This is a genomic window from Micromonospora sp. NPDC048905, assembly GCF_040649655.1.
Classification (GTDB): domain Bacteria; phylum Actinomycetota; class Actinomycetes; order Mycobacteriales; family Micromonosporaceae; genus Micromonospora.
Map to the genome: position 1 here is coordinate 148,968 of NZ_JBEZFV010000011.1, position 24,048 is coordinate 173,015.

At 73.3% G+C, this 24,048-nt stretch carries 19 protein-coding genes and 1 riboswitch; of the genes, 9 read left to right on the top strand and 10 right to left on the bottom strand.

What is annotated here, in order from left to right; genetic code table 11:
- Positions 1 to 67: 67 nt before the first annotated feature.
- Complete coding sequence (locus tag AB0C01_RS26055; RefSeq protein ID WP_357255692.1) at positions 68 to 1,048, top strand: adenosine deaminase family protein; 981 nt, start codon at positions 68 to 70, stop codon at positions 1,046 to 1,048.
- Positions 1,049 to 1,222: 174 nt separating this feature from the next.
- Positions 1,223 to 1,663, top strand: a complete 441-nt coding sequence (locus AB0C01_RS26060) for an NUDIX domain-containing protein (protein WP_357255790.1) — start codon at positions 1,223 to 1,225, stop codon at positions 1,661 to 1,663.
- On the opposite strand, the gene AB0C01_RS26065 is transcribed toward AB0C01_RS26060, so the two are convergent.
- Positions 1,660 to 2,823 carry an FAD-dependent oxidoreductase gene (locus AB0C01_RS26065; protein WP_357255788.1) on the bottom strand — a complete coding sequence of 388 codons (1,164 nt, stop codon included), beginning with the start codon at positions 2,821 to 2,823 and terminating at the stop codon, positions 1,660 to 1,662. The two genes, AB0C01_RS26060 and AB0C01_RS26065, sit on opposite strands and share 4 nt — an antisense overlap.
- A 66-nt stretch (positions 2,824 to 2,889) precedes the next feature.
- Here AB0C01_RS26065 and AB0C01_RS26070 point away from each other — a divergent pair, with 66 nt between their 5' ends.
- Positions 2,890 to 3,516, top strand: a complete 627-nt coding sequence (locus AB0C01_RS26070; RefSeq protein ID WP_357572373.1) for a TetR/AcrR family transcriptional regulator — start codon at positions 2,890 to 2,892, stop codon at positions 3,514 to 3,516.
- 113 nt (positions 3,517 to 3,629) lie between these two features.
- On the top strand, positions 3,630 to 4,754 hold the full coding sequence (locus AB0C01_RS26075) for an FUSC family protein (protein ID WP_357255784.1): 1,125 nt from the start codon (positions 3,630 to 3,632) through the stop codon (positions 4,752 to 4,754).
- 58 nt (positions 4,755 to 4,812) lie between these two features.
- Here the strand turns inward: AB0C01_RS26075 and AB0C01_RS26080 are convergent, their stop codons facing one another.
- Complete coding sequence (locus tag AB0C01_RS26080) at positions 4,813 to 5,802, bottom strand: LacI family DNA-binding transcriptional regulator (protein WP_357255782.1); 990 nt, start codon at positions 5,800 to 5,802, stop codon at positions 4,813 to 4,815.
- A 161-nt stretch (positions 5,803 to 5,963) separates the two neighbouring features.
- On the opposite strand from AB0C01_RS26080, the gene AB0C01_RS26085 reads away from it, so the two are divergent.
- Positions 5,964 to 7,232, top strand: a complete 1,269-nt coding sequence (locus AB0C01_RS26085) for an MFS transporter (RefSeq protein WP_357255780.1) — start codon at positions 5,964 to 5,966, stop codon at positions 7,230 to 7,232.
- A 79-nt stretch (positions 7,233 to 7,311) separates the two neighbouring features.
- Positions 7,312 to 8,208: an aldo/keto reductase gene (locus tag AB0C01_RS26090; protein ID WP_357255779.1), complete on the top strand. Its 897-nt coding sequence runs from the start codon at positions 7,312 to 7,314 to the stop codon at positions 8,206 to 8,208.
- A 19-nt stretch (positions 8,209 to 8,227) separates the two neighbouring features.
- Here the strand turns inward: AB0C01_RS26090 and ileS are convergent, their stop codons facing one another.
- The 6 genes from ileS to AB0C01_RS26120 all read right to left on the bottom strand — a co-directional run bounded on the left by ileS (position 8,228) and on the right by AB0C01_RS26120 (position 15,063).
- Entirely contained in the window at positions 8,228 to 11,374 is a 3,147-nt protein-coding gene (ileS, locus tag AB0C01_RS26095) for an isoleucine--tRNA ligase (RefSeq protein WP_357572374.1), read from the bottom strand.
- Positions 11,375 to 11,653: 279 nt separating this feature from the next.
- Complete coding sequence (locus AB0C01_RS26100; protein ID WP_357572375.1) at positions 11,654 to 12,316, bottom strand: hypothetical protein; 663 nt, start codon at positions 12,314 to 12,316, stop codon at positions 11,654 to 11,656.
- A 20-nt stretch (positions 12,317 to 12,336) separates the two neighbouring features.
- Positions 12,337 to 13,149, bottom strand: coding sequence for a metallophosphoesterase (locus tag AB0C01_RS26105; protein WP_357572376.1), 813 nt, complete (start codon positions 13,147 to 13,149; stop codon positions 12,337 to 12,339).
- A gap of 19 nt (positions 13,150 to 13,168) precedes the next feature.
- The gene (locus AB0C01_RS26110; RefSeq protein WP_357255772.1) at positions 13,169 to 13,708 is read right to left on the bottom strand and encodes a hypothetical protein; all 540 of its coding nucleotides are present in this window, start codon (positions 13,706 to 13,708) and stop codon (positions 13,169 to 13,171) included.
- A gap of 67 nt (positions 13,709 to 13,775) precedes the next feature.
- Positions 13,776 to 14,489, bottom strand: a complete 714-nt coding sequence (locus AB0C01_RS26115; protein ID WP_357255770.1) for a hypothetical protein — start codon at positions 14,487 to 14,489, stop codon at positions 13,776 to 13,778.
- Complete coding sequence (locus tag AB0C01_RS26120; protein WP_357572377.1) at positions 14,482 to 15,063, bottom strand: RNA polymerase sigma factor; 582 nt, start codon at positions 15,061 to 15,063, stop codon at positions 14,482 to 14,484. The genes AB0C01_RS26115 and AB0C01_RS26120 overlap by 8 nt, the downstream gene beginning before the upstream one ends.
- 119 nt (positions 15,064 to 15,182) lie before the next feature.
- Between AB0C01_RS26120 and AB0C01_RS26125 the strand changes: the two genes are divergently transcribed.
- Positions 15,183 to 15,518 carry a hypothetical protein gene (locus AB0C01_RS26125; RefSeq protein ID WP_357255766.1) on the top strand — a complete coding sequence of 112 codons (336 nt, stop codon included), beginning with the start codon at positions 15,183 to 15,185 and terminating at the stop codon, positions 15,516 to 15,518.
- Between the two features lie 216 nt (positions 15,519 to 15,734).
- On the opposite strand, the gene AB0C01_RS26130 is transcribed toward AB0C01_RS26125, so the two are convergent.
- Entirely contained in the window at positions 15,735 to 16,574 is an 840-nt protein-coding gene (locus AB0C01_RS26130; protein ID WP_357255765.1) for an inositol monophosphatase family protein, read from the bottom strand.
- Positions 16,571 to 16,918, bottom strand: a complete 348-nt coding sequence (locus AB0C01_RS26135; RefSeq protein WP_357572402.1) for a DUF5919 domain-containing protein — start codon at positions 16,916 to 16,918, stop codon at positions 16,571 to 16,573. The genes AB0C01_RS26130 and AB0C01_RS26135 overlap by 4 nt, the downstream gene beginning before the upstream one ends.
- Before the next feature lie 721 nt (positions 16,919 to 17,639).
- Positions 17,640 to 17,769, top strand: a riboswitch (cobalamin riboswitch).
- 330 nt (positions 17,770 to 18,099) lie between these two features.
- On the opposite strand from AB0C01_RS26135, the gene cobN reads away from it, so the two are divergent.
- On the top strand, positions 18,100 to 21,768 hold the full coding sequence (gene cobN / locus AB0C01_RS26140) for a cobaltochelatase subunit CobN (protein WP_357572378.1): 3,669 nt from the start codon (positions 18,100 to 18,102) through the stop codon (positions 21,766 to 21,768).
- A gap of 98 nt (positions 21,769 to 21,866) precedes the next feature.
- On the top strand, positions 21,867 to 24,035 hold the full coding sequence (locus AB0C01_RS26145; RefSeq protein WP_357572403.1) for a VWA domain-containing protein: 2,169 nt from the start codon (positions 21,867 to 21,869) through the stop codon (positions 24,033 to 24,035).
- Positions 24,036 to 24,048: the final 13 nt, after the last annotated feature.

Genomic DNA, 24,048 nt, shown 5'->3' on the forward strand with positions numbered 1-24,048 from the left:
GGGAGGCCAGCCGGGTCGGGGTGGGACAGGCTGGGCGCACCCGTTCAGCCCACCCCCGAGGATCGCGATGACGCCGGCTCAGCGCCACACCCCGAAGATCGAACTGCACGTCCACCTGGAGGGGACGGTCCGTCCGGCGCTGCTCGCCGCGCTGGCCCACGGCCATCGCCTCCCGGTGCCGGCCGAGACGTCCGGACGGTTCGACGACCTGTACGACTTCATCACCACGTGGAACGCGATGACCACGGTGCTGCGGACGCCGCAGGACTACCAGCGGGCACTGCTGGCGTACGCCGCGGAGGCCGCCCGCGACGGCGCGGTCCACCTGGAACCGATCGTGGACGCCGACCAGCGGCTCGGGTTGTCCGGTTGGGCCGACCTGCTCGCCGCCCTGGTCGACGCGGCGGCCGAGGCCCGCGAGTCGTACGGGGTGTCGATCGGGTTGACCCCGCAGGTCTGCCGGGGTCACGACGTCGACTTCACCGAGAGCGCGGCCCGCATCGCCACCCGGTTCGCCGGGCAGGGGGTGGTCGGCTTCGGACTGTCCGGTGCCGAGGGGCGGTACCCGACCACGCCGTACCGCCGGATGGTGGAGCTGGCCCGCGACGGCGGCCTGCCGTTCGTGCCGCACGCGGGCGAGGCGGCCGGGCCGGAGGCGGTCCGCGAGGTGCTGGCGATGGGTGCGGTCCGGATCCGGCACGGGGTGCGGGCCGTGGAGGACCCGGAGCTGGTCGCCGAGTTGGCCGCGCGGGGCGTCGTGTTGGACGTGACGCCCACCTCCAACCTGCGCCTCGGCGTGGCCCGCGAGGACCGTCCGCATCCGTTGACCGTGCTGACCGACGCCGGGGTCGCCTGCTCGGTGTCCACCGACGACCCGGCCATCTTCGACATCACCCTGGCCGACGAGTACGCCTTCGCCGCCCAGCTCGGGGTGACCGCCGCGACCGCCTACGCCGCGGGCCTGCGCGGCCTGCTCGGGGACGCCGCCGACCGCGCGCGACTGGTGGCGGTGGGGGAGCAGGCGTACCGGGGCGGTTCACCCGCCTAAGGCTTGTTTCATAAGGGCGGTCGAGCCGAGGCGGAGTCCGGGCGGCGATCCGGCAAGGCGCGGTTTCGTCCGGATACCGGTGTTGTATCCGGGCGAAACCGCAACGCCGCCGGTCGTCGTCCGGGCCCGCCGCAGGCCGGCCAGTTCTTATGAAACAAGCCTTAAGCTGAGCCGGTGATTGTCGTCGCGTGTGTGCTGCTTGTGGATCCCGCCGGGCGGCTGCTGCTGCAACTGCGTGACGCCGGCGCGATGCACCACCCGGACGTGTGGGGGCTGCCCGGCGGCCACGCGGAGGCGGGGGAGACGCCGGAGCAGGCCGCCGAGCGGGAGCTGTGGGAGGAGACCGGCCTGCGCGCCGACGGGCCGCTGCGCTTGATCGCCGTGCAGTCGCGACCCGAGCTGAACCGGGAGATGCACTACTTTCTCGGCCGTACCCGGGCCGGGCAGGAGGACGTGGTGCTCGGTGAGGGCGCGGCGATGGTCTTCGTGCCCGGCGACGAGGTGCTCAACGGTCGTCCCTGGACGCCGGGCACCGTCGAGGTGCTGACCCCGTTCCTCGCCGCGCCCGAGTACACCGCCGCGTTCACCGGCCCGGGCCCCGCGGAGTCGGCCTAACCGGCGGGCGGTCGCCAGTCGGCGTACCGGGCCGCGCTGCGCAGGGCGACCCGGGCCGGGATGAGGCGCAACGCGGTGCTGCGTACCGCGAAGGCGATCGGGTTGTGCAACTGCTGCCCGAACCGCCCGGCGACGTGGGAGGCCCGGGCGACGGACTGACTGCGCGGTCGACGCTGCTGGTCGTACGCGGCCAGGGCGGCCGGCACCCCCTCGGCGCCGCCGGCGCAGACCGCGCCGAGCACCACGGCGTCCTCGATCGCCTGCCCGGCGCCCTGCCCCAGGTTGGGCGTCATCGGGTGGGCGGCGTCGCCGAGCAGCGCCACCCGTCCCCGCACGTACGAGGGCAGCGGGACGGCCAGGTGGTGGATGTCGTTGCGCAGGACGACGTCGGGTGGGGTCGCCGCGAGAAGCGCCGGGATGGGGTCGTGCCAGTCGCCGAAGTGTTCCCGCAGGACCGCCAGCTCGTCGGGGGCGTGGCCGCCGGGCGGGGCGTTGAGTGCGCCGTACCAGTAGAGCTGGCCGTCGCCGATCGGCACCATGCCGAACTCGGCTCCCGGTCCCCAGGTGATCGCTGCCGGGATCGGGTCCGGGAACGCGATGGCCGCCCGCCACGTCGTCGATCCGGCGTACACCGGGCCGGGGTGGTGCGGCCAGAGCTGGGCGCGGACCCGGCTGCGCAGGCCGTCGGCGGCGACCACCAGGTCGGCGTCGAGGGTGTGTGGGCCGTCGGGTCCCTGGTAGCGGACCTCGGCGTGGTCCGGGCCGGACTCGACGTGGTCCACCGTGGCGTTGGTGCGCAGGGAGGAGGCCGGCAGCGCCTCGCGCAGGGTGCGGTGCAGCGTGGCCCGGTGCACACCGAGCGCCGTGGTGCCGAGCTGCCGGATCATCTCCGCGGCGTCCATCCGGGACAGCCACCGCCCGTGCCGGTCGCGGACACCGCCGGGTGCCTCGCCGTGGCCACCCCGGCGCAGGGCCGGGCCGAGGCCGAGGGCGTCCAGCCCGCGTACCGCGTTGGCCATCAGGCTCAGGCCGGCGCCGACCTCGCGCAGCTCGGCGGCGCGCTCCAGCACGGTGACCCGCCACCCGTGCCGGTGCAGGGCGAGAGCCGCGCTCAACCCGCCGATCCCGCCGCCCACCACGACCGCGTGTGCGTCGTCCATGACGAACCTCCTTCTACATCTGTAGAAGAGTGATACTACCTGCGGACCCCGAGAAGAAGGAGTGCCATGACGGCGCGGGCGAACCGGATCGCGACGCTCACCGACGCGGCCATCGAGTTGATCGCCGAGGGCGGCATGCGAGCGCTGACCCACCGGGCGGTCGACGGCCGCGCCGCGATGCCGCCCGGCACCACTTCGGCGTACCTGCGCACCCGGCAGGCGCTGATCGAGGCCGTGGTGGGACGGCTCGCCGAACGGGACCGGGCCGACCTGGCGCACCACGACCTGCCGACCGGTCCGCCCCCGACCGTCGCCCCCCGGCTCGACGGAAACGATCTCGACGGCCTCGCCGTCGGCGTCGCCGAGGTGCTCGACCGCTGGTTGAGCACCGGGCGCAGCCGGACCCTGGCCCGATACGCCTGCCTGCTGGAGGCGGTGCACCGGCCCGAGCTGCGCGGCATCCTGCAACACGGCACCGGCCTGCGGGCGCAGGCCCGGGACCTGTTGACCCGGGCCGGGGCCACCGACCCCGATCGGCAGGGCGACCAGTTCGTCGCGTTCGTGGACGGGCTGCTCTTCGACCGGCTGGTCGGCGCGGGCGCGCTCAGTGCCCCGCAGCCCGGAAGCCCGGCCAGCCGTGCCGACCTGAGCGCCGCGATCCGTACGCTGCTGCGCGCCCTCACCGGGAAGTAGTCCACCGCCCCGGTCCGCGACCGCACCCCGGAGCAGCCCGGTGAGCAGGTCCGTCGCGTGATGGGAGACGATCACCTCGGGTGTCGTGGGCCGGCGGCGCGAGGAGGGTGGCGATGGTGCGGTTCAGTGGCCTGCGGACGGCCGGCGGGCGGCTGCGGCACGGCTGGCGGCCGGTGCTGGAGGCGACCGTCGCGGCGACCGTGGCGTGGCTGCTGGCCACCCGGTTGCTCGGGCACCCGCAGCCCTTCTTCGCGCCGGCCGCGGCGCTGATCGTTCTCGGTCAGGCGCGCGGTCAACGTATTCGCCGAGCCGTCGAGGTCGTGCTCGGGGTCGCCGCCGGGGTGCTCGTCGCGGACCTGGTGGTGCAGGCACTCGGCCCGGGCAGCACCTGGACGGTCGGCACCGTCATCCTGCTCACCGTTCTCCTCGCGGTGGCCTTCGGCGCGACCGGTGTGACGCTGGTGCAGGCCGCGGTCTCCGCGCTCTACCTGGTGGTGGTCGCACCGCCGGACGGGTCGTTGGTGCCGTTCCGGTTCGTCGACGCGCTGATCGGCGGCGCGGTCGCGCTCGCGGCCAGCCTGCTGGTCGACGCCCGGCACCCCCTCGCGCCGCTGGTCGCCGAGGTGCGGCGGACCTTCGACGAGCTCGCCGGGCTGCTGGGCGAGATCGCCGACGCGCTGGACCGCGGCGACGAGGCCGCCGCGTTCGCGGCGCTGACCCAGGCCCGGGGAATGGACGCCCGGGTGGACGGGCTGCGCGACGGGGTGCTGGCCGCCGGTGAGGCGCTGCGGCTCAACGTCCGTCGGCGCCGGCACATCGGTCGGCTGAGGTCCGTGGACGAGTCGATCCGGCAGATCGACTACGCGGTGCGCAACGTCCGGGTGCTGGCCCGCGCGGGCGTGACACTGAGCCGGCTGCACACCCCGGCGCCACCCGAGCTGGGCGCCGCCCTGCGATCCCTGGCCGAGGCCGTCCGCCAGGCCGGTGCCGCCCTCGCCGCCGACCTCGACGGCCAGGACGAGACCGCCGACCGGCACGGCGGCCGGGCCGACGAGTCCGCGTTGGCCGCCGTGCACACCGCCGGGCAGCTCTTCGGCGCCACGCCGACCCTGCCCCTAGCGATGATCATCGGTCAGGTCCGGGCCACGGCCATCGACCTGCTGCGCGGGGTCAACCCGGAGGACGACGCCGCCGTCCTCGCCCGCGTCGACGAAGCCCTCGGCCTCCCCGCCGTCTGACGTCCCCACACGCGTTCCGGGGTCGTGGTCGACTCGCGGACCGGGGATCTCGTCGCCGTCAGGCGCTGGAGCGGGCCACCAGGGTGGACGGGAAGAGCGTCACCCGGGCGGCCGGACGCCCGTCCAACAGGGCGCTGGCCGCGGCGACGGCGATCCGCCCGACCGGATGGCTCGCCGTGGTCAGCGCCGGGGCGGTCATCCCGGCCAGCGGAATGTCGTCGAAGCCGGCCACCGCGACGTCGCTGGGCACCCGCACACCGGCGTCGCGCAGGCCCGCGATCACTCCGAGCGCGGTGTCGTCGCTGATCGCGTAGATCGCGTCGACGTCCGCCCAGCGGCGCAGCGCCTCGCCGGCCGCCGCCCGGCCGCGCGCCGCCGTGAAGTCCCCGGTGATCTCCCACTCCGGCAGGCCGGCCTGGCGCATCAGTCGGCGGTACGTCTGCACGGGGCGTTGCGCGCAAGGCAGCCACCGGGGGCCGGTCACCATGGCGATCCGGCGGCGGCCCGAGGCGTACAGGTGGCGCAGCACGGCGTCCGAGCCGGCGGCGTTGTCGACGTCGAACGACGGCACGGTCGCCGAGCCGACTCCGATCGAGACCACCCGGCCGCTCAGCGACCCGGGCACCGCCGCCAGCAGGTCCTCGGTGGTGTTGACCAGGATCACCCCGCACACGGTGCGGTCCCCGGCGAGCTGGTGCAGGCCGCGCGGGTCGCCGAGCGGCAGCCAGTGCAGCGCCACCCCGACACCGGCGGGTGTGCACACCCGGGCGGCCGAGCCGACCACCTGGTGCACGTACGGGTCGTCCAGCACCGCCGGGCTGGCCCCCTGGGCGGCCACGACCAGCCGGAGGCCGCCGCCGCGGACCAGCGCCCGGGCGGCCGGGTTCGGCACGTAACCGAGGTGGTCGACGGCTGCCGTGACCTGTTCCCGAGCTGCGGGCGAGGCGAACCCCGTGCCGGCGATCACCCGCGACGCGGTGGACCGCGACACCCCGGCCACCCGGGCGACGTCCTCGAGAGTGGCCGGTCGCTGTGCCGCTGCCGTCATCGTCGCCTCCCCGCGGCGGCCCGTCCGGTCGGACAAACGCCTGTTCACATCATGCCCTGGCCGGTCCGTCGGCGGTAAGGGGCGGTTGCCGGTTGTGGTGGTAGCGCTCTCAGGTGTGCGATCGTGCCAGGAGATCACCCCGAGAAAGAGGACAAGACCCCGTGAGCGCCCCCACCAGCAGAGCCGTAACCCCGGACACCGCACCGCCCGCACGGGCGGTGCTGCTCGCCCGCAACGGCGTCGCTGTCACCTTCACCCTCAACGGGCTGGCCGTCGGCAGCTGGTTCTCCCGCGTGCCGGCGGTCCGTGAGGCGTTGGACCTCTCCGCCGGTCGCCTCGGGTTGCTCCTGCTGGCGATGAGCGTCGGCGCGCTGCTCGCCATGCCCACCTCCGGCCTGCTCGCGCAGCGACTCGGCGCGGCCCGCACCGTGACCCTGGCCACCGTGCTTGTCGCGCTCGGTCTGACCGTGGCGGGGCTGGGCGCCACGATGACCGGGTCGTTCGCCGTCGTGGCCCTGGGACTTGTCGCCTTCGGCTACGGCTCCGGCGCCTGCGACGTGGCGATGAACGTCGAGGGCGCCGCTGTGGAACGGCGCCTGAATCGTACGATCATGCCCCGTTTCCACGCGGGGTGGAGCCTCGGTTCGGTGGCCGGAGCGGCGCTCGGCGCCGGTGCGGCCCGGTTCGACGTGGCGGTCGGCGCGCACCTCGTCGCGGTGGCGGTGGTCGTGTTGGCCGGCACCGTGCTCGCCTCCCGGACGTTCCTGCCCGTCGCGGGCGATCACACCGGCGACCCGGCGGACGCCACCCCGGCGGCCCGCCGCCGTGCGCAGCTCGCCGCCTGGCGGGAGCCGCGGACCCTGCTGATCGGGCTGTTCGTGCTGGTGGCGGCGTTCACCGAGGGTGCCGCCAACGACTGGCTGGCCGTCGCGTTCATCGACGGACGGGACCTGAGCGAGGCAGCCGGCGCGGCGGTCTTCGGGGTCTTCGTCGTCGGCATGACCGCCGGGCGCACCGCGGGCACGGTCGCGCTGGACCGGTGGGGGCGGGTGCCGGTGCTCTCCGGCACCATCGGGCTCGCCGTGCTCGGCGCCGGCCTGGCCGTGCTGGCCGGTTCGGGGCCGCTGGCGATCGTCGGCGTCGCGCTGTGGGGCCTCGGTGCGTCGCTGGGCTTCCCGGTGGGGATGAGCGCGGCCGCCGACGAGGAGGCACACGCGCCGGTACGGGTGAGCGTGGTCGCGGTGATCGGCTACACCGCGTTCCTGGGTGGGCCGCCGCTGCTGGGGCTGCTCGGCGACCAGGTCGGCACGCTGCGTGCCCTGCTGGTGGTGCCGCTGCTGCTGCTGCCGACCCTGCTGCTGGTGCCGGTGCTGCGCCCGCCGCACACCGCCGAGCCGCACACCGCCGAGTCGACGCCGGCCGCACACTAAAACTAACCCGCGGCGCCGTCGAGCGGTATCGGGTGCGCGGCCGACTGCGCCGCGTACCCGCGCTGGCTAGGGTCGCCGAATGCCAACCGACGAGATCACCGCCGACGCGGCGGGCACCTGGACCCTGGGCGACCGCACCGTCCGCCGGATGGGCTTCGGCTCCATGCGGATCACCGCGAACCCGGACCCGGACCGGGCGGTCGCCCTGCTGCGCCGCGCCGTCGAGCTGGGGGTCAACCACATCGACACGGCCGCGTTCTACGTCTCGCCCGGCGGGGCACTGCGGGTCGGCACCGGCCCGGCCCGCTACGCCACGGAGCTGATCCGCGCGGCGCTCGCCCCGTACCCGGAGGACCTGGTCATCGCCACCAAGGTCGGCTTCGGGTACGACCCGGAGGTGGGCTTCACCGAGGCGCTCACCCCGGCGCAGTTGCGCGCCCAGGTCGAGGAGAACCTGCGTCGGCTCGGCCGCGACCAGCTCGACGTGGTGAACCTGCGCCTCGGCCGGGGCGTCGGCACGGTGCCGTTGGCCGACCGGTTCGGCGCGCTCGCCGAACTGCGGGCCGCCGGGGTGATCCGGCACCTGGGGCTCTCCGGTGTCCGGCCCGAGCAGCTGGACGAGGTGGCCGACATCGCGCCGGTGGTCTGTGTGCAGAACAACTACGGGGTGGACGCCTACCGGAACCAGGACGAGCTCGTCCAGCTCTGCGGTCGGCGGGGGATCGCCTTCGTGCCGTTCTTCGCGTTGGCCGGCACCGGTCGGGAGGCGGGCGCGAGCGCCACGCAGAACGAGGCCGTCGAGGCCGTCGCCCGCGCCCACGGCGTCACACCGCAGCAGGTACGCCTGGCCTGGACCCTGCACCAGGGGTCCCACGTGCTCGCCATCCCCGGCACCGCGGACCCGGAGCACCTGGCGCAGAACGTGGCCGCCGGAGCCCTTCGCCTGACCCCGGAGGATCTGACCCGTCTGCGGTGATCGTCCGCCCCGGCAGCGTTCAGGCCCGCAGGACGTGCACCAGGATCTCCTGACCGTCGCCCACGGTGCCGGCGAAGCCCTCCGACAACGCGTCCACCACGGTCAGCGTGCGCGCGAGGGTCTCGTGCGCGATGAGCAACTGATGCGTGGAGATCGCCGCCGCGACCTGCGCGGGCGCGGCGATCGACACCGTGATCCGGTCGGCGACCTCCAGGTCGGCGTCGCGGCGGGCCTGCTGGACGGTACGGACGACGTCGCGGGCGACGCCCTCGGCCGCCAGTTCGGGGGTGATCTCGGTGTCCAGGGCGATCGTCACTCCGCGCTGGGACTCCACGACCCAGCCCGTTCGTGGCACCTCCGTGATCAGGATGTCGTCCAGGCCCACCTCGACCTGCTCGCCGTCGACCACCAGCGGGAACGTCCCGTTCGCCCGGACACCGTCGACCAGCTCCCGCGCGGCCACGGCGGCGACGGCCTTCGCGACGTGCTGTGTGCGGTTGCCGAACCGGCGGCCCAGGGTCCGGAAGTTCGCCTTGACCCGCACGTCGATGACCCCGCTCTGGGAGTCGAGCGGCTGGAGGACCTTGACGTTCAACTCGTCGCCGATGTCGTCGAGCAACGCCTGCGGAAGCACCGTGCCGGCCGGTAGTCCCACCAGCGCCCGGCTCAACGGCTGGCGGATCCGCAGGCTGCTCGCCTTACGCGCGGACCGGCCCGCCTCGGCCAACGCCCGCGCCGTGGCCACCTGGGCCGACAACTCGGCGCTGATCACCGTGGTGTCGGGCGTCGGCCAGGTCGCCAGGTGCACCGACTCCGGGGCCGACCCGGCGCCCCGCCGGATGACCTGCTGCCACACCTGCTCCGTGAGGAAGGGGATGAACGGCGCGAGGAGCCGGGTGAGGATGTCGAGGCACTCGTACAGGGTGGTGAGGGCGTCCGGGTCGCCCTCCCAGAAGCGCTGCCGCGAGCGCCGTACGTACCAGTTCGACAGGTCGTCGACGAAGTCGGCGAGCAGTCGGCCGGCACGGGCCGTGTCGTAGTTCTGCAGTCGGTCGTCCACGGCGGCGGCGAGGGCGTGGACCGCACCGACGATCCACCGGTCCAGCACCGGTCGTTGGGCGACCGGCTGCGCCAGCTCCGGTGCCCACGTCGAGTTCGCGGCGTAGAGGGAGAAGAACGCCGCCGTGTTCCAGTACGTCATCAACACCTTGCGGACGATCTCGTCGAGAGGGCCGGGCCCGACCCGGCGCGGTGACCACGGTGAGCCGGAGCAGGCCATGAACCAGCGCACCGCGTCCGCGCCGTGGGTGTCCATCAACGGGATCGGCAGCAGGATGTTGCCGAGGTGCTTGCTCATCTTGCGGCCGTCCTCGGCCAGGATGTGCCCGAGGCAGACGACGTTCTCGTACGGGGACCTGTCGAAGACCAGGGTGCCCACCGCCATCAGCGTGTAGAACCATCCCCGGGTCTGGTCGATCGCCTCGCAGATGTACTGGGCCGGGTAGGTGCGCTCGAAGATCTCCTTGCTGCCCGGCAGGTGGGGGTAGCCCACCGACGCGAACGGCATCGCTCCGGAGTCGTACCAGGCGTCGATCACCTCGGGCACCCGGGTGGCGGTCCGGCCGCAGTCCGGGCAGGCGAAGGTGATCTCGTCGACGTACGGGCGGTGCGGATCCAGCTCGGACAGGTCGGCGTCGGCCAGCTCCCCGAGTTCGGTTCGGGAGCCGACCGCGGTCACGTGGTTGTCCGGGCAGCGCCACAGCGGCAGCGGGGTGCCCCAGTACCGGGAACGGGACACCGCCCAGTCGATGTTGTTCTTCAGCCAGTCGCCGTACCGGCCGTGTTTGATGTGCTCCGGGAACCAGTTGGTGCTCTCGTTCTCCCGGGTCAGCTCGTCGCGGACCTCGGTGGTCCGGATGTACCAGGACGGCTGCGCGTAGTACATCAGCGGGGTGTGGCACCGCCAGCAGTGCGGGTAGGGGTGCTCGAACGGCTCGTGCCGGAACAACCGACCGGAGGTCCGGAGGCGGTCGATGAGCAGCGCGTCGGCGTCCTTGAAGAACACCCCGCCGACCAGGTCGATGCCGTCGTCGAACCGCCCGTTCGGGGCGACCGGGTTCACCAGCGGCAACCCGTAGGCGCGGCAGACGGCGAGGTCGTCCGCGCCGAAGGCCGGCGCCTGGTGCACCAGGCCGGTGCCGTCCTCGGTCGTGACGTAGTCGGCGAGGACCACGCGGTGGGCGTCCGGGATGTCCACCAGGTCGAACGGCCGCTCGTACCGCAACCCCTCCAGGGCCGACCCCGGTACGGTCGCCAGGATCTCCGCTTCGTCACCGAGCACCCGCCGGGTCAGCGGTTCGGCGACGACGAACGTGCCCTGCTCGGTGCGGGCGAGGGTGTACGTCACCGTGGGATGGACGGCGACGGCGGTGTTGGACACCAGGGTCCACGGGGTGGTGGTCCAGATCAGCAGCTCGACGCCGTGGTGTCCGGCCACCGCTTCGCGCACCGGGAACCGTACGTACACGGACGGGTCGGTGACGGTCTCGTACCCCTGCGCCACCTCGTGGTCGGACAGGGTCGTGCCGTCGCGGGTGCAGTACGGGGCGACCCGGAAGTCCTCCACCAGCCGCCCGGCGTCGTGGATCTGCTTCAGTGACCACCAGACACTGTCCACGTACTCGGGGGACATCGTCTGGTACGGGTGCTCCAGGTCGATCCAGTACCCCATCCGCTCGCTGAGCTGGACGAACTCGTCCACGTGCCGCAGCACGGAGGTGCGACACCGGGCGTTGAACTCGGCGATGCCCATCTTCTCGATGTCGGGCTTGCCGCTGAGGCCCAGTTCCTTCTCCACCGCGAGCTCAACCGGCAGGCCGTGGCAGTCCCACCCGGCGCGGCGGGGCACCGAGAAGCCGCGCATCGTGCGGTACCGGGGAAAGAGGTCCTTGAAGACCCTCGCCTCGATGTGGTGGGTGCCCGGCGTGCCGTTGGCGGTCGGCGGCCCCTCGTAGAACACCCACGGCGGACCGTCGGCAGTCTGCTCCAGGCTCCGGTTGAACACGTTGTTGGTCTGCCACCACTCGATGACCGCACGGTCCATCCCACCAAGATCGATCTTGGTGGGCAGTGGGACGAATGGCGACTTCAACGGACCGTCCGGCACCGACGTTCTCCCTACACTCCACATCCGCTCGCGCGGGCATCAGCTCACTGCCCACACGGGGACGAAGCGCCGGGCGTATGGCCAGGACTCCGCGGTACCACCCCGCTTGCGCCCCGATGGTGCGGGCGCCGCTCGATTTCGCGACGTGACGTGCCGCTACGTCCGGTTCTACTGGGGCGGTCGAGCTGCCCGTTCTTCCGGAGGCTCCCCGGTGATGGCCGGATCGGTGCCGATGCCGCCCAGCATAGCCGCCCGTACGCCGTGCCAGTGGCCGGTGCGCTAGGCCCGCAGCCAGACGCGGAGAGGGCCGGTGGTGGTGAAGCCGGCGGCGAGGGCCGCCGCCAGGTCCGGGGTGGTCTCGTAGCCGACCAGCGGCGCGTCGGACACGGTGGCGCACACCGCGCGCCAGATGTCGCGGGGGTTGTCGGTGCGGGTGAACAGGTTGGAGACGCCGTACGGGCCGTCGCCGCTGAGCACCGCCCCGCCGGTGAGCACACCCCGGCCGTCGTGGCGGGCGAGCACCCGCACCCGGGGATCGGCCAGCAGCGTGGGGCGGAACAACTTCCCACCGCCGTGGGCCGCCGCCCAGACCGCCAGGTCGTCGGCGCTGGTGACCGGGGTGAGGGGTTCGTCGGCCGGCGGCGGCGACGGTGGCCGGTGGATCCACCGCGCGTCGAAGAGCACCCGGAACCCGTACCCGGACAGGTCGAGGTCGGCGAAGCTGTCCTTCACCGACGCGCCGGGCCCCGCGTCGATCCGGGCCAGCAGGGCCCCGGCGTCGACGCCCGGCCGCAGGGTGACCGCGTCCGGATACCACGGCGGCGACCGGTGGGGGACCGACCAGGCGTCGGCGTCGGTACGGCCGGCCAGGCCGTGGCTGCCGCAGACGATGTCGCACCACTCGGCGTTGTCGCGGGCCGCCGTCCGCACGTCGTCCAGCACGTCGGGCAGCCTAGCCAGGGTCAGCGGAGTCGAGTGAGCAGGATCCGGCCGCCCTCGTAGACGCCGCCGTCGATGGCGATGACTCGGTCGTCGGCGTACCGCAGCGCGACGGTGACATCCTGCGGCGCCACACCGAAGTGCTTGGTGAGGGTGCTGTGCCCGTGGACGAGCACGCTGCCGCCGAGCGTGCGCAGCATCATCGACACCGGGTCGTCGGGGTTCGTCGGCACGGCGTCGCGAAAGGCACCCCGATCGCTCATCCGGCCGCAGAACTCCAGCCACGCCGTGGGGTCGCTGGAGCCGAGGGCCATGCTGACCGCCGCGTTCACGGTGGCCACACTGGATCCCAGTTCCAGGTACCGGGCGGTGTCCGAGTGCACGAGCAGGAACCCGTCGACGACCGCGACCGCGGGCAGCCGCGTCATCCACTCGACATGCTGCGGCGTCAGCTGGCGCAGGTCCTCTGCACGTCCGCCGAACCGGGTCCAGCCACCCTGAAACCCACCGGGCTCGTCCCACCCGGCGACGGGCCTGGTGCCGAACCGGTGCGCGGCGAGCAACTGCGCCTCGTGGTTACCCAACAGCACCCCGACGTGGCCGCCCGCCTCACGTGCGGAGACCGCGAGCCGCTGGATGTCGTCGATGACGCCGACCCCGTCCGGGCCGCGGTCGACGTAGTCGCCGAGCAGCCACAACCGCGCGCCGCCCCCGGACCAGTGGCCGGTGTGGTCGACGAGCCCGGCGTCGCGAAGGGACTCCCGGAACTCCGACCGGTGACCGTGGATGTCCGCCGCCACGTACAGCGGCGTCATGCCGTCGAGCAGACTCACCATGGCCGCCACGGTACGTAGCTCAGGGGGCGTAGACCAGGTCCATCGTGTCGGTGTGCCCGGACCAGCGCAGGTCGAGATGCCAGCAGCCGGCCTGCGGCATGTCGATGATCGACGGCCCTGGCCCACCGGCGACCTCTCGGGTCACCCGGGTGGCGGTGCCGTCCAGCGTCGCGGTGATCACCAGGGTCGCCGGCGCGGTCGGGTCGGGTGACGTCGTGGCGGCACGGGCCACCCACAGGATCTTGTTGTTCGACCCGTCGCTTCGCACCTGGCGCAGCGGATGGGCGAACAGCACCGCCACGATGTCGCCCTTCGCGCCGAAGACGTGCGGCCCCCGGCTGCTCCCGTGGAACCCGGCGTCCGCCCAGTCGGGCAGCGACTCCGTCTGGACCGGCGAATGACAGCCCGTCGCGGCACTCGCGGAACTCCCGGCACTCGCGCTACTCCCGGCGCTCGCGGTGGCGGCGGGCGGCGCGGCCGACCCACGGTCGGTCGCGGTCGCGCATCCCGCCAGCAGAACCACCGATGCCGCCAGCAGCGGCCGGCCCCATGAACCCATCTCGACCCTCCGGTACGTGTCGACGACTCACCTCATCTTCAGGACACCGGTCGCGCCCGTCCGGTTCCTAGCGCAGGGAGCGGGCGATCTCGATCGCCTCGGCCCTGGTGACCGCGCCCTCGAGCCGGTAGCTGACGTCGGCGTCCTGCCAGATCAGCGTCGAGGCGGCAAGTCGGGCGCTCTCCTTGCGGACCACTCCCGAACGGTCCACGTACGACAGCACGTGCGGGCCGTCGACCCACACCGCGAAGTCGCCGCTGACCTCGACCCAGTCCGCTCCCGGCAGGATGACCTCCTTGTGGAACGACAGGTTGAGGCGACCGTCGAACGCGTCGACGCGCAGCGCACCGCCGTCGTAGAGCAGCGTCGCGACCCGGCAGGTGCCCGCGGGGTCGGGGTCGGCGACCAGCACCCGCTCGGGCGGACCCAGCTTCGCCGGCAGACGGATCGGGAACCGTACCCTCCGTTGTGCCTCGTCCAGGCCCACGACCCGCTGCCCGGGCAACGGCGACGCGACGCCGCTGGGCACCGTCGGCGTGGGCGCGACGGCGATGCTGACGCCGGCGAAGCGCAGCAGCCCGGTCACCGCGTCGGCGACGGCGGCACGCGTCGGCGGCAACACCGCCACCAGCAGCAGGGCGGCCAGCGCCGCCGCGGCGAGCGGACGCCACCGCCGCACCGGCCGGTGCAGCCGTCCGCGGACCTGGGCGCGCACGTCGGGCGGCTCGGGCGTCTCCAGCCAGGCGGACAGGTCCCGCAGTTCCCGTTCGAGGTCACCCATGCCGGACCTCCTCCCGGTCGAGCAGGCCGCGAAGCTTCGCCAGGGCCCGGGACGTGCGCGACTTCACCGTGCCCCGGGGCCAACCCAGTGCCGCCACCGTCTCCTCCTCGCTGAGGTCGAGGAAGAACCGGCAGACGATCACCTCGCGGTCGCGTACCGGCAGTTGCCGCAGGGCCCGCACCAGCGCGGCGCGGCGCTCCCCGGCGAGGACCGCGCCCACCGCGCCGTCCTCGGCGATCTCCGCCGTCGGATCCGCCGCCGCGGCACGCAGGACGAGGCCGTCGCGGCGGCCGCGCGACCGGTGCAGGTTGCGGGTCTCGTTGGCGACGATCGCGAGCAACCAGGACCGGAAGGACGACTCGCCCCGATAACGGGACAACTTGCGGTACGCCTTCACGAACGCCTCCTGGATGACGTCCTCGGAGTCCGAGCCCGCCCCGAGCAGCGACGCCGTCCGGTACGCGGACGCGGTGTGCCGGGCGACCAGGAGGTCGTACGCCTCCAGGTCACCGGAGCGAGCGCGGGTGACGAGCGCCTCGTCGTCCAGGGGAACCTCCGTTCGGGTCACACTCATGACACCGCCCACGCGTGGCGGGTTCCACCCCCGTCGGATCAGCTGTCTCCCACCCGGCGTGCAGCGTATTGCCAGGATTCGGTGCTGCACTGGAGGGGCGTCGAGGGAAGGGGTGGGGCATGAGCTGGTTCAGTCGCCGGTCACGGGGCGCCGAGGCGACCCCGACGAAGCTGGACCGGGAGGCGACCCGGGACGACCTCGCCGCGCTGGAGGCGTTCGTCACGAGCCGGCGCGGGGTGGAGTTCTACCTGGAGCCGGAGACCACCGCGACGGACACCACGGTGGTGGCGATCGCCCACGACGGGGAGTGGATCCGCCGCCGTACCGGCACCCCCCGCGCGGCCGGGTCCATCGCCCGCAAGCACGCGGTGCCGCTGTACGAGGCGGGCCGCACCGGCTACCCGGAACGGATGCGGACCTGGAGCCGCGCCCACCCGGAACGCCACGCCCGCTGAGGCGAAACGTCCACGAATCATGCTGCCGAGCGACCCGATATCGGGGTCGATCATGGAGGTGTGGTGCCTAGTTTGGCCACGAAAGGCTGCTTTGTCGCCCACCACAACCCCATGATCGACAAGGCGGGACTGCGACCAGGTGGTGTCCCGACGTTGGAGCCGTTGTTGCCCGTGCACTCTCGTCGTGTGAGCGGTGGCGTGATCACCGGCAGGTGATCAATGGGGATCCGCTGGGTGAGGCGGAAGACCAGTCATGCCTTCCGCACATGCGAGTGATCGCTGAACGAGCGTGAGGACGGGCGGTAGGAGCAGATCGTTGCCGCCGATCGTGGCGACAGCGTGTGCGCTGTGGGGCGTGCCGTCGACGTCGACGACGAGCGCACCGGCCTCTCGGGCGATCACGACGCCCGCGACGGTGTCCCAGGGCTTGTTGTTGAGCATGATGAACGCGTCGATCCTGCCCTGCGCCAACCAGGCGAGGTCGATCGCGGCCGAACCGTGCATGCGGATCCGTTGGACGTGCCGGGTGAGCTGCTCGGTGATGGCGAGTCTCTCGGCGTTCTTCCGGCTGGCGTCGGCACCGACCGCGTAGTCGCCGATGGCGACGACGGCGTCCCGGAGATCGGTGACCTGGCTGGCGCAGATGCGTCGGTTGTCGGCATAGGCGCCGTGCCCCTGAACGGCGTGGTAGCGGGTGCCGAGGAACGGCAGGTCGATGACGCCGAGGACGGCGTCTGTGCCGTGCAGGAGGCCGAGGGAGATCGCGCACAGGGGTGAGCCGTGGACGAAGTTGACGGTGCCGTCGACGGGGTCGAGTGCCCAGGTCAGTGCGCCGGTGTCGCCGCTGCCGCCATACTCCTCGCCGAGGAAACCGATGTCCGGCGCCGTGGCGGCCAGATGCTCGCGGACCGCTCGCTCGATGGCGTAGTCCACCTCGGACGCCATGTCACGGTCACCCTTGAAGGTCAGCGCGCCGGGCTGGAGCGTCCGCATCAGGTCGTGTGCCAGGTCGACGGCCTCCTGTGCGAGGGGGAGGAGGCGGGCGTGGTCAGTCATAGCTGGCGGCTGCGCTCCCAGAGTGAGGTGAACATCTCGTCGAATATCGGGTAGAGGCCGGAGGGACTCGTGTCGCGTTCGATGACCATCGTCGGGCAGTCGACGCCCCGCATCCGCGGTAGGTAGTGCTGGACGACGCAGAGTCGGTCATCGATCAGAAGCACGTTGGCGCGAATGGACTCGTCGTAGACGCCGATGGCCAGGTGGTCTCGGACACCTGCGGGGAGCCGGTCACGAATGCGGCGGGCCAGGTTCTGGATGTTGAGTTCGGTGAGCGCGCTGAGGTGTCCGTCCGGATAGTCGTCCTCACGCTCCTGCCGCCTGATCGCCTCAGCCGGCTGGATCGAGGAACAGGCAACGGAGGCGCGTGCCGGCGCCGAGGAGCTTCAGTTCGAACGCTCACGCGCGGCTCCCTTCCCGCACCGGGGATGAGGGTCAGCATATCCAGCGATCTGATGGCGGTGCCGGGACGACATCCGGAGGGTGGATGGAAGTTATCCGCCGAGGGATCACCCACTGTGATGGATGGCGGCGGTTGCGGTGAGCAGGGTCGTGGTGTGAGTCTTCGGTCCCATCCGCACCTGCCATGCGACCCGCCTGGCTGTGCCGCAACTGTGCCGCCGCGTGGCCGTGCTCCCGAGCCCAACTCGATCTCGTCGCCGAGTTCTATGGCCACTCGCTGCCGCTCGCCCTCTACCTGACTTCTTGCATGAACGAGGCAATCCACGACTTGTACAGCATCGGCGGTCGCCCCGACCTTGCCAGAATGCACGTCCGTTTTCTCGGCTGGCTGTCGCTGACCCGCCGGCCACGCCGCGAGGCGCACGAGTAATCCAGGGCGGACCGCGTCGGTGCTGAATCGTCTACGGCATCAGCTACAACGGGAGTCATACCGACACTCGGTTCCCTCCGCCACCGGCCAACCAGCTCGCCGTCTTGTGCGTCGGGCAACCCCGCGCACCTATATTTTCCCAGGTCAATGTGATGAGCGCGGCCGGGCGGTGCCAGGGCCGGCGTTGACCGGCGGCGGAGGGGTGTGGCAGCATTCGCGGCCTGACGGCAGTGAAGGAAGTCGGTGCGATTCCGACGCGGTCCCGCCACTGTCACCGGGGAGCGATCCCCCCTCGTGAGTCACGACCGTGTGTCTGCGGTTGGAAGGCCGGGGGAGAGCGTCGATCCGGAAGCCAGGATACTTCGGCCGTCGGGATGTACCCCAGGGCGTGGACACCCGAGGAGGACCCGATGACGCACAGCGTCTCATCCATTGACGATCATCGTCATGAGCCGTTTGGCGGGCACTGCACCGCGCCCACAACCGGCCGGCCCCGCACGTCCCGGCCCGGCCGTCGCGGCGTGCGCCAGACCGCTGGCTTCCGGTACCGCTGACCTGGGCGTCCGGCGCTGACCGGCCCCGACGTCCGCGTCGCTGAGCCCGGCCGAGCCGTCGTACCGGCTGACGCCGCACCCACCCGCTTCGTCCAGGTCGCCTCCGTAGCGGCCAGGGCGTCACTCTCCGGAGCCCGCCGTGCGCATCCTGCTGCTCTCCACCGCCGACACCGACCTGCTGGCCGCCCGCGCCAGCGGCGCCGACTACCGGCTCGCCAACCCCGCGCGGGTCGCCGCCGACGAGGTGCCCGCCCTGCTCGACGGGGTCGACCTCGTCGTCGTACGCCTGCTCGGCGGTCGGCAGGCGTGGCCGGACGGCCTCGCCGCGGTGCTCGCCACCGGTGTGCCGACGGTCGTGCTCGGCGGCGAGGCGCTGCCCGACGCGGAGCTGATGGCCATCTCCACAGTGCCGTCCGGGGTCGTCACCCAGGCGTTGGCGTACCTCGTCGAGGGTGGGCCGGACAACCTGGGGCAGCTCGCCCGGTTCCTCTCCGACACGGTGCTGCTCACCGGCGAGGGGTTCGCCCCGCCCGCGCCCACCCCCGCGTACGGCGTGCACGGCGAACACCCGACCGACCCGCTGCGGCCCACCGTGGGGATCGTCTTCTACCGGGCGCACGCCCTCGCCGGCAACACCGAATTCGTCGACGTCCTCGCGGACGCGGTCCACAACGCCGGCGGCAACCCGTTGCCGATCTTCTGCGGCTCGCTGCGAGGGCTGACCACCGGCGCGGGACCGCTCGGGCTGTTCGCCCGCTGCGACGCGCTGCTGGTCACCGTGCTGGCCGCCGGTGGCGCGGTCGCCGCGGACGCCTCCGGGGGCGGCGACGAGGACGCCTGGGACGTCGGCGCCCTGGCCGCCCTGGACGTGCCGATCATCCAGGCGCTCTGCCTGACCAGCACCCGCGAGCAGTGGGCCGGCAGCGACGCGGGGCTGTCCCCGTTGGACGCGGCGATGCAGGTGGCCATCCCCGAGTTCGACGGCCGGATCGTCAGCGTGCCGTTCTCGTTCAAGCAGATCGACGCCGACGGCCTCTCGGTCTACGCGGCCGACGCCGACCGGGCCGCCCGGGTCGCCGGGATCGCCGTGCGCCACGCCCGGCTGCGGTACGTCCCCAACGCCGACAAGCGGGTCGCCGTGGTGCTCAGCTCGTACCCCACCAAGCACTCCCGGGTCGGCAACGCCGTCGGGCTGGACACCCCGGTCTCGGCGGTCCGACTGCTCGCCGCGTTCGCCGAGGCCGGCTACCACCTGGGCGACGCGCCGGTGCCCGACGACGGCGACGCTCTGATCCACGCGCTGATCGCCGCCGGTGGTCACGACGTGGAGTGGCTCACCCCGGAGCAGTTGGCCGCCGCCGAGGCCCGGATCCCGGGGCAGACCTACCGGCGGTGGTTCGACCAGGTGCCGTCCGAGCTGCGGGAACGGATGCGGGAACACTGGGGTGAGCCGCCCGGCCAGCTCTACACCGAGGGCGGGGACATCGTGCTCGCCGGGCTGCGCTTCGGCAACGTGGTGCTGCTGATCCAACCGCCGCGCGGCTTCGGGGAGAACCCGATCGCCATCTACCACGACCCGGACCTGCCGCCGAGTCACCACTACCTGGCCGCGTACCGCTGGCTGGCCGCCCCGGTCGCCGACGGCGGCTTCGGCGCGGACGCCGTGGTGCACCTGGGCAAGCACGGCACCCTGGAGTGGCTGCCCGGCAAGCGCCTCGGCCTGGCCGCCGACTGCGCCCCCGACGCGGTCCTCGGTGACCTGCCGCTGGTCTACCCGTTCATCGTCAACGACCCCGGCGAGGGCACCCAGGCCAAACGTCGCGCGCACGCCGTGGTCATCGACCACCTGGTGCCGCCGATGGCCCGCGCCGAAACCTACGGCGACCTGGCCAAACTGGAGCAACTGCTCGACGAGTACGCCACCGTGCAGGCCCTCGACCCGGCGAAGGTGCCCACCGTGCGGGCGCAGATCTGGGACCTCGTCCGCGCGGCGGAGCTGCACCACGACCTGCACGCCGAGGCGATGCCCGACGCGGATGACTTCGACGAGTTCGTGCTGCACCTCGACGGGTACCTCTGCGAGATCAAGGACGTGCAGATCCGCGACGGGCTGCACATCCTCGCCGACGCGCCCACCGGTGAGCCCCGGGTCAACCTGGTCCTCGCGGTGCTGCGCGCCCCGCAGATCTGGGGTGGCGCCCGCTCCCTGCCCGGCCTGCGGCAGGCGCTCGCCGTCGCGTACTCCCTCGACGAGCAGGAGCTGCTCGCGGCACCGGGCGAACGACTGGCGGTGCCCACGGCGCTGACCGACGTGGTGGACGGGCCGGCCGGCACCGCCGCCGACGCGGTCGACCTGATCGAGGCCCTCGCCCGGCGGTTGGTTATCGGGATGGAGACGCTCGGCTGGGACGCCGAGGCCGTCGACGCGGTGGTTGTCGAGGTGACCGGCCAGTCGATCCCGGACGTCGCCGCTGTGCTGCACTTCGCCGCCACCGAGCTGGTGCCCCGGCTGGACCGGACCACCGACGAGCTGACCAATACTCTCGGCGCGCTCGACGGCCGGTTCGTGCCGCCCGGCCCGTCCGGTTCACCCACCCGGGGCCTGGTCAACGTGCTGCCCACCGGCCGCAACTTCTACTCCGTCGACCCCAAGGCCATTCCCAGCCGCAACGCCTGGGACGTCGGGGTGGCCCTCGCCGACTCGCTGCTGGCCCGGCACCTCGCCGACACCGGGTCGTACCCCCGCTCGGTGGGTCTGACCGTGTGGGGCACCAGCGCGATGCGCACCCAGGGCGACGACATCGCCGAGGTGCTCGCGCTGCTGGGCTGCCGGCCGGTGTGGGACGACCGGTCGCGGCGGGTCACCGGCATCGAGGTGGTGCCGACCGCCGAGCTGGGCCGGCCGCGTGTCGACGTGACCGTGCGCATCTCGGGGTTCTTCCGCGACGCGTTCCCGCACGTGGTGGCGCTGCTCGACGATGCCGTGCGGCGGGTCGCCGCCCTGGACGAGCCGGACGAGGACAACTACCTGCGGGCGCACGTCGCCGCGGACCTCGCCGAGCACGGTGACGAGCGGCGGGCCACCGCCCGCATCTTCGGTTCCAAGCCGGGGGCGTACGGCGCGGGCCTGCTGCCCCTGATCGACGCCCGGACCTGGCGCAGCGACGCCGACCTGGCCGAGGTGTACGCGGTGTGGGGCGGCTACGCCTACGGCCGGGGCCTGGACGGGCGGGAGGCGCGCGCCGACATGGAACGCTCCTTCGCCCGGATCGCGGTGGCGGTGAAGAACCAGGACACCCGCGAGCACGACATCGTCGACTCCGACGACTACTTCCAGTACCACGGCGGGATGGTGGCGATGGTCCGGCACCTCACCGGCACGTCACCGCAGGCGTACGTGGGTGACTCGGCGATGCCGCACGACGTGCGCACCCGCACGCTGGGCGAGGAGACCCGGCGGGTGTTCCGCGCCCGGGTGGTCAACCCGAAGTGGATCGCGGCGATGCGCCGGCACGGCTACAAGGGCGCGTTCGAGCTGGCCGCCACCGTGGACTACCTGTTCGGCTACGACGCCACCGCCGGCGTGGTCGACGACTGGATGTACGAGCACCTGGCCGCCGCGTACCTGTTCGACGACACCACCCGGCAGTTCCTGGAGCAGTCCAACCCGTGGGCGCTGCGCGGCATCACCGAGCGCCTGTTGGAGGCCGCCGACCGGGGGCTGTGGGCCAAACCCGAGCCGGCCACCCTGGACCGGCTGCGCGACACGTACCTGGCCAGCGAGGGCGACCTGGAGGACCGGGTGTGAGCGCGAGGAGCGAGCCGGTTCTGCGAGCCCCGCAGTCGCGAACGAAAGAAGGCCCAGTGACCGTGACCACGACCTATCCGTTCAGCGCGGTGCTCGGCATGGCCGACATGCGGCTGGCGCTGCTGCTCAACGCGGTGTCTCCGGCGATCGGCGGGGTGCTGGTCCGGGGGGAGAAGGGGACCGCCAAGTCCACCGCCGTGCGCGCGCTGGCCGCGCTGCTGCCCCCGGTCCGCCGGGTGGCGGGCTGCCGCTTCGGCTGTGACCCGGCCGAGCCGGACCCTGCCTGCCCGGACGGGCCGCATCCGGCCGACGCCACCGCCGAGACCCGTTCGGCCCGGCTGGTGGAGTTGCCGGTGGGCGCCGCCGAGGACCGGGTGGTCGGCTCGCTGGATCTGGAGAAGGCCCTCGGCGAGGGCGTCCGCGCCTTCGAGCCGGGTCTGCTCGCTGCCGCCCACCGGGGGGTGCTCTACGTCGACGAGGTCAACCTGCTGCACGACCACCTCGTGGACCTGCTGCTGGACGCGGCGGCGATGGGTCGCAGCCACGTCGAGCGCGAAGGTGTCTCGGTCAGCCACGCGGCCCGGTTCCTGCTGGTCGGCACGATGAACCCGGAGGAGGGGGAGCTGCGTCCGCAGTTGCTCGACCGGTTCGGGCTCACCGTGGAGGTGGGTGCCAGCCGGGACCCGGAGGTGCGGGTCGAGGTGGTCCGCCGCCGGCTCGCCGCCGACGCCGACCCGGCCGGTTTCGCCGCCCGCTGGGCCGACGCCGACGCGGAGATCGCCGCCCAGGTGGCCGCCGCCCGCCGCCGGCTTCCCGGGGTACGCCTGCCGGACGCCGCGCTGCGGCAGATCGCCGAGGTGTGCGCCGCGTTCGACGTGGACGGGATGCGCGCCGACATCGTCACCGCCCGTGCCGCTCTCGCGCACGCCGCCTGGCACGGCCGGGACCGGGTCACCGTCGACGACGTCCGGGTGGCCGCGCGGCTGGCCCTGCCGCACCGTCGCCGTCGCGACCCGTTCGACACCCCGGGGCTGGACGAGAAGCGCCTCGACGAGGCGTTGCAGCGTGCCCAGGACGCCCACCCCGACGAGCCGGACGACGACGGCCCCGACGACCGTGGCCCGGACGACACCGGCCCGCGGGGCGGCGGCCCGGCCGGCGATGGCGGCCCGAACGGCGGCGGTCCGCAGGGCGGTGACGGCGGCGACCAGGGCGGACCCGAGTCGGCGGGGCACTCGGCGGCGTGGGACGGCAGTGGTCCGGACGGGCGCAGCGACGGCCCGGACGGTGCCGACGGCCGGCCCCAGCACCAGACGGGTGACGGGGGCGACGACGGCTGGCCGCAGCGCCCGGCGGACGGCCGGCGCGCCGACGGCCAGGACGCGCGCACGCGCGCCGGCCGGGGACCGGCGACCGCTGACGACGACCCGACTCGCGGCGGGGAGTCCCCGTCGGTGGCCGTACCCCGGGGTGGGTTGAAGGCGCGGGTGCTCACCGCGCCGGGCGTGGGTGACGGGGTGCCGGGCCGGCGGTCGCGGGCGCGCACCGGACGGGGTCGCACCACCGGCGCGCGGGTGCCGGCGGGCCGGGTCGGCGCGCTGCACCTGCCGGCCACGATCCGCGCCGCCGCGCCGCACCAGGCGGTCCGGGGCCGGCGCAGCGGTCCGCTGCGACTGCGCCCGGACGACGTGCGCGAGGCGGTTCGCGAGGGACGTGAGGGCAACCTGGTGCTGTTCGTGGTGGACGCGAGCGGCTCGATGGGCGCCCGGCAGCGGATGACCGCCGTCAAGGACGCGGTCCTCGCCCTGCTCACCGACGCGTACCAGCGGCGGGACAAGGTCGCGGTGATCGCGTTCCGGGGCGCCGGCGCCCGGACCCTGCTGCCGGCGACCTCGTCGGTGCTGGCCGCCTCGACCCGGCTGGCCGAGTTGCCCACCGGCGGGCGTACGCCGCTGGCCGAGGGGCTGCTCGCCGCCGCGGATCTGCTGCGGCTGGAACGCCTGCGCGACCCGAAGCGTCGCCCGCTGGTGCTCATCGTCACCGACGGCCGAGCCACCGCCGGCACCCGCCCGCTCGACCGCGCGGCAGCAGCCGCGAAGGTCCTGGCGGCGACGGCCGCCCCGTGCGTGGTCGTCGACTGCGAGTCCGGCCCCGTCCGCCTGCACCTGGCCACCCGCCTGGCCACCCAGCTGAACGCCCCCCGAACCCCCCTGGAAGCCCTCACCCACCCCCACGCCCGCGATCTTGCACTTCCTGTCGCGGCATAACGGGGCGAAGCAC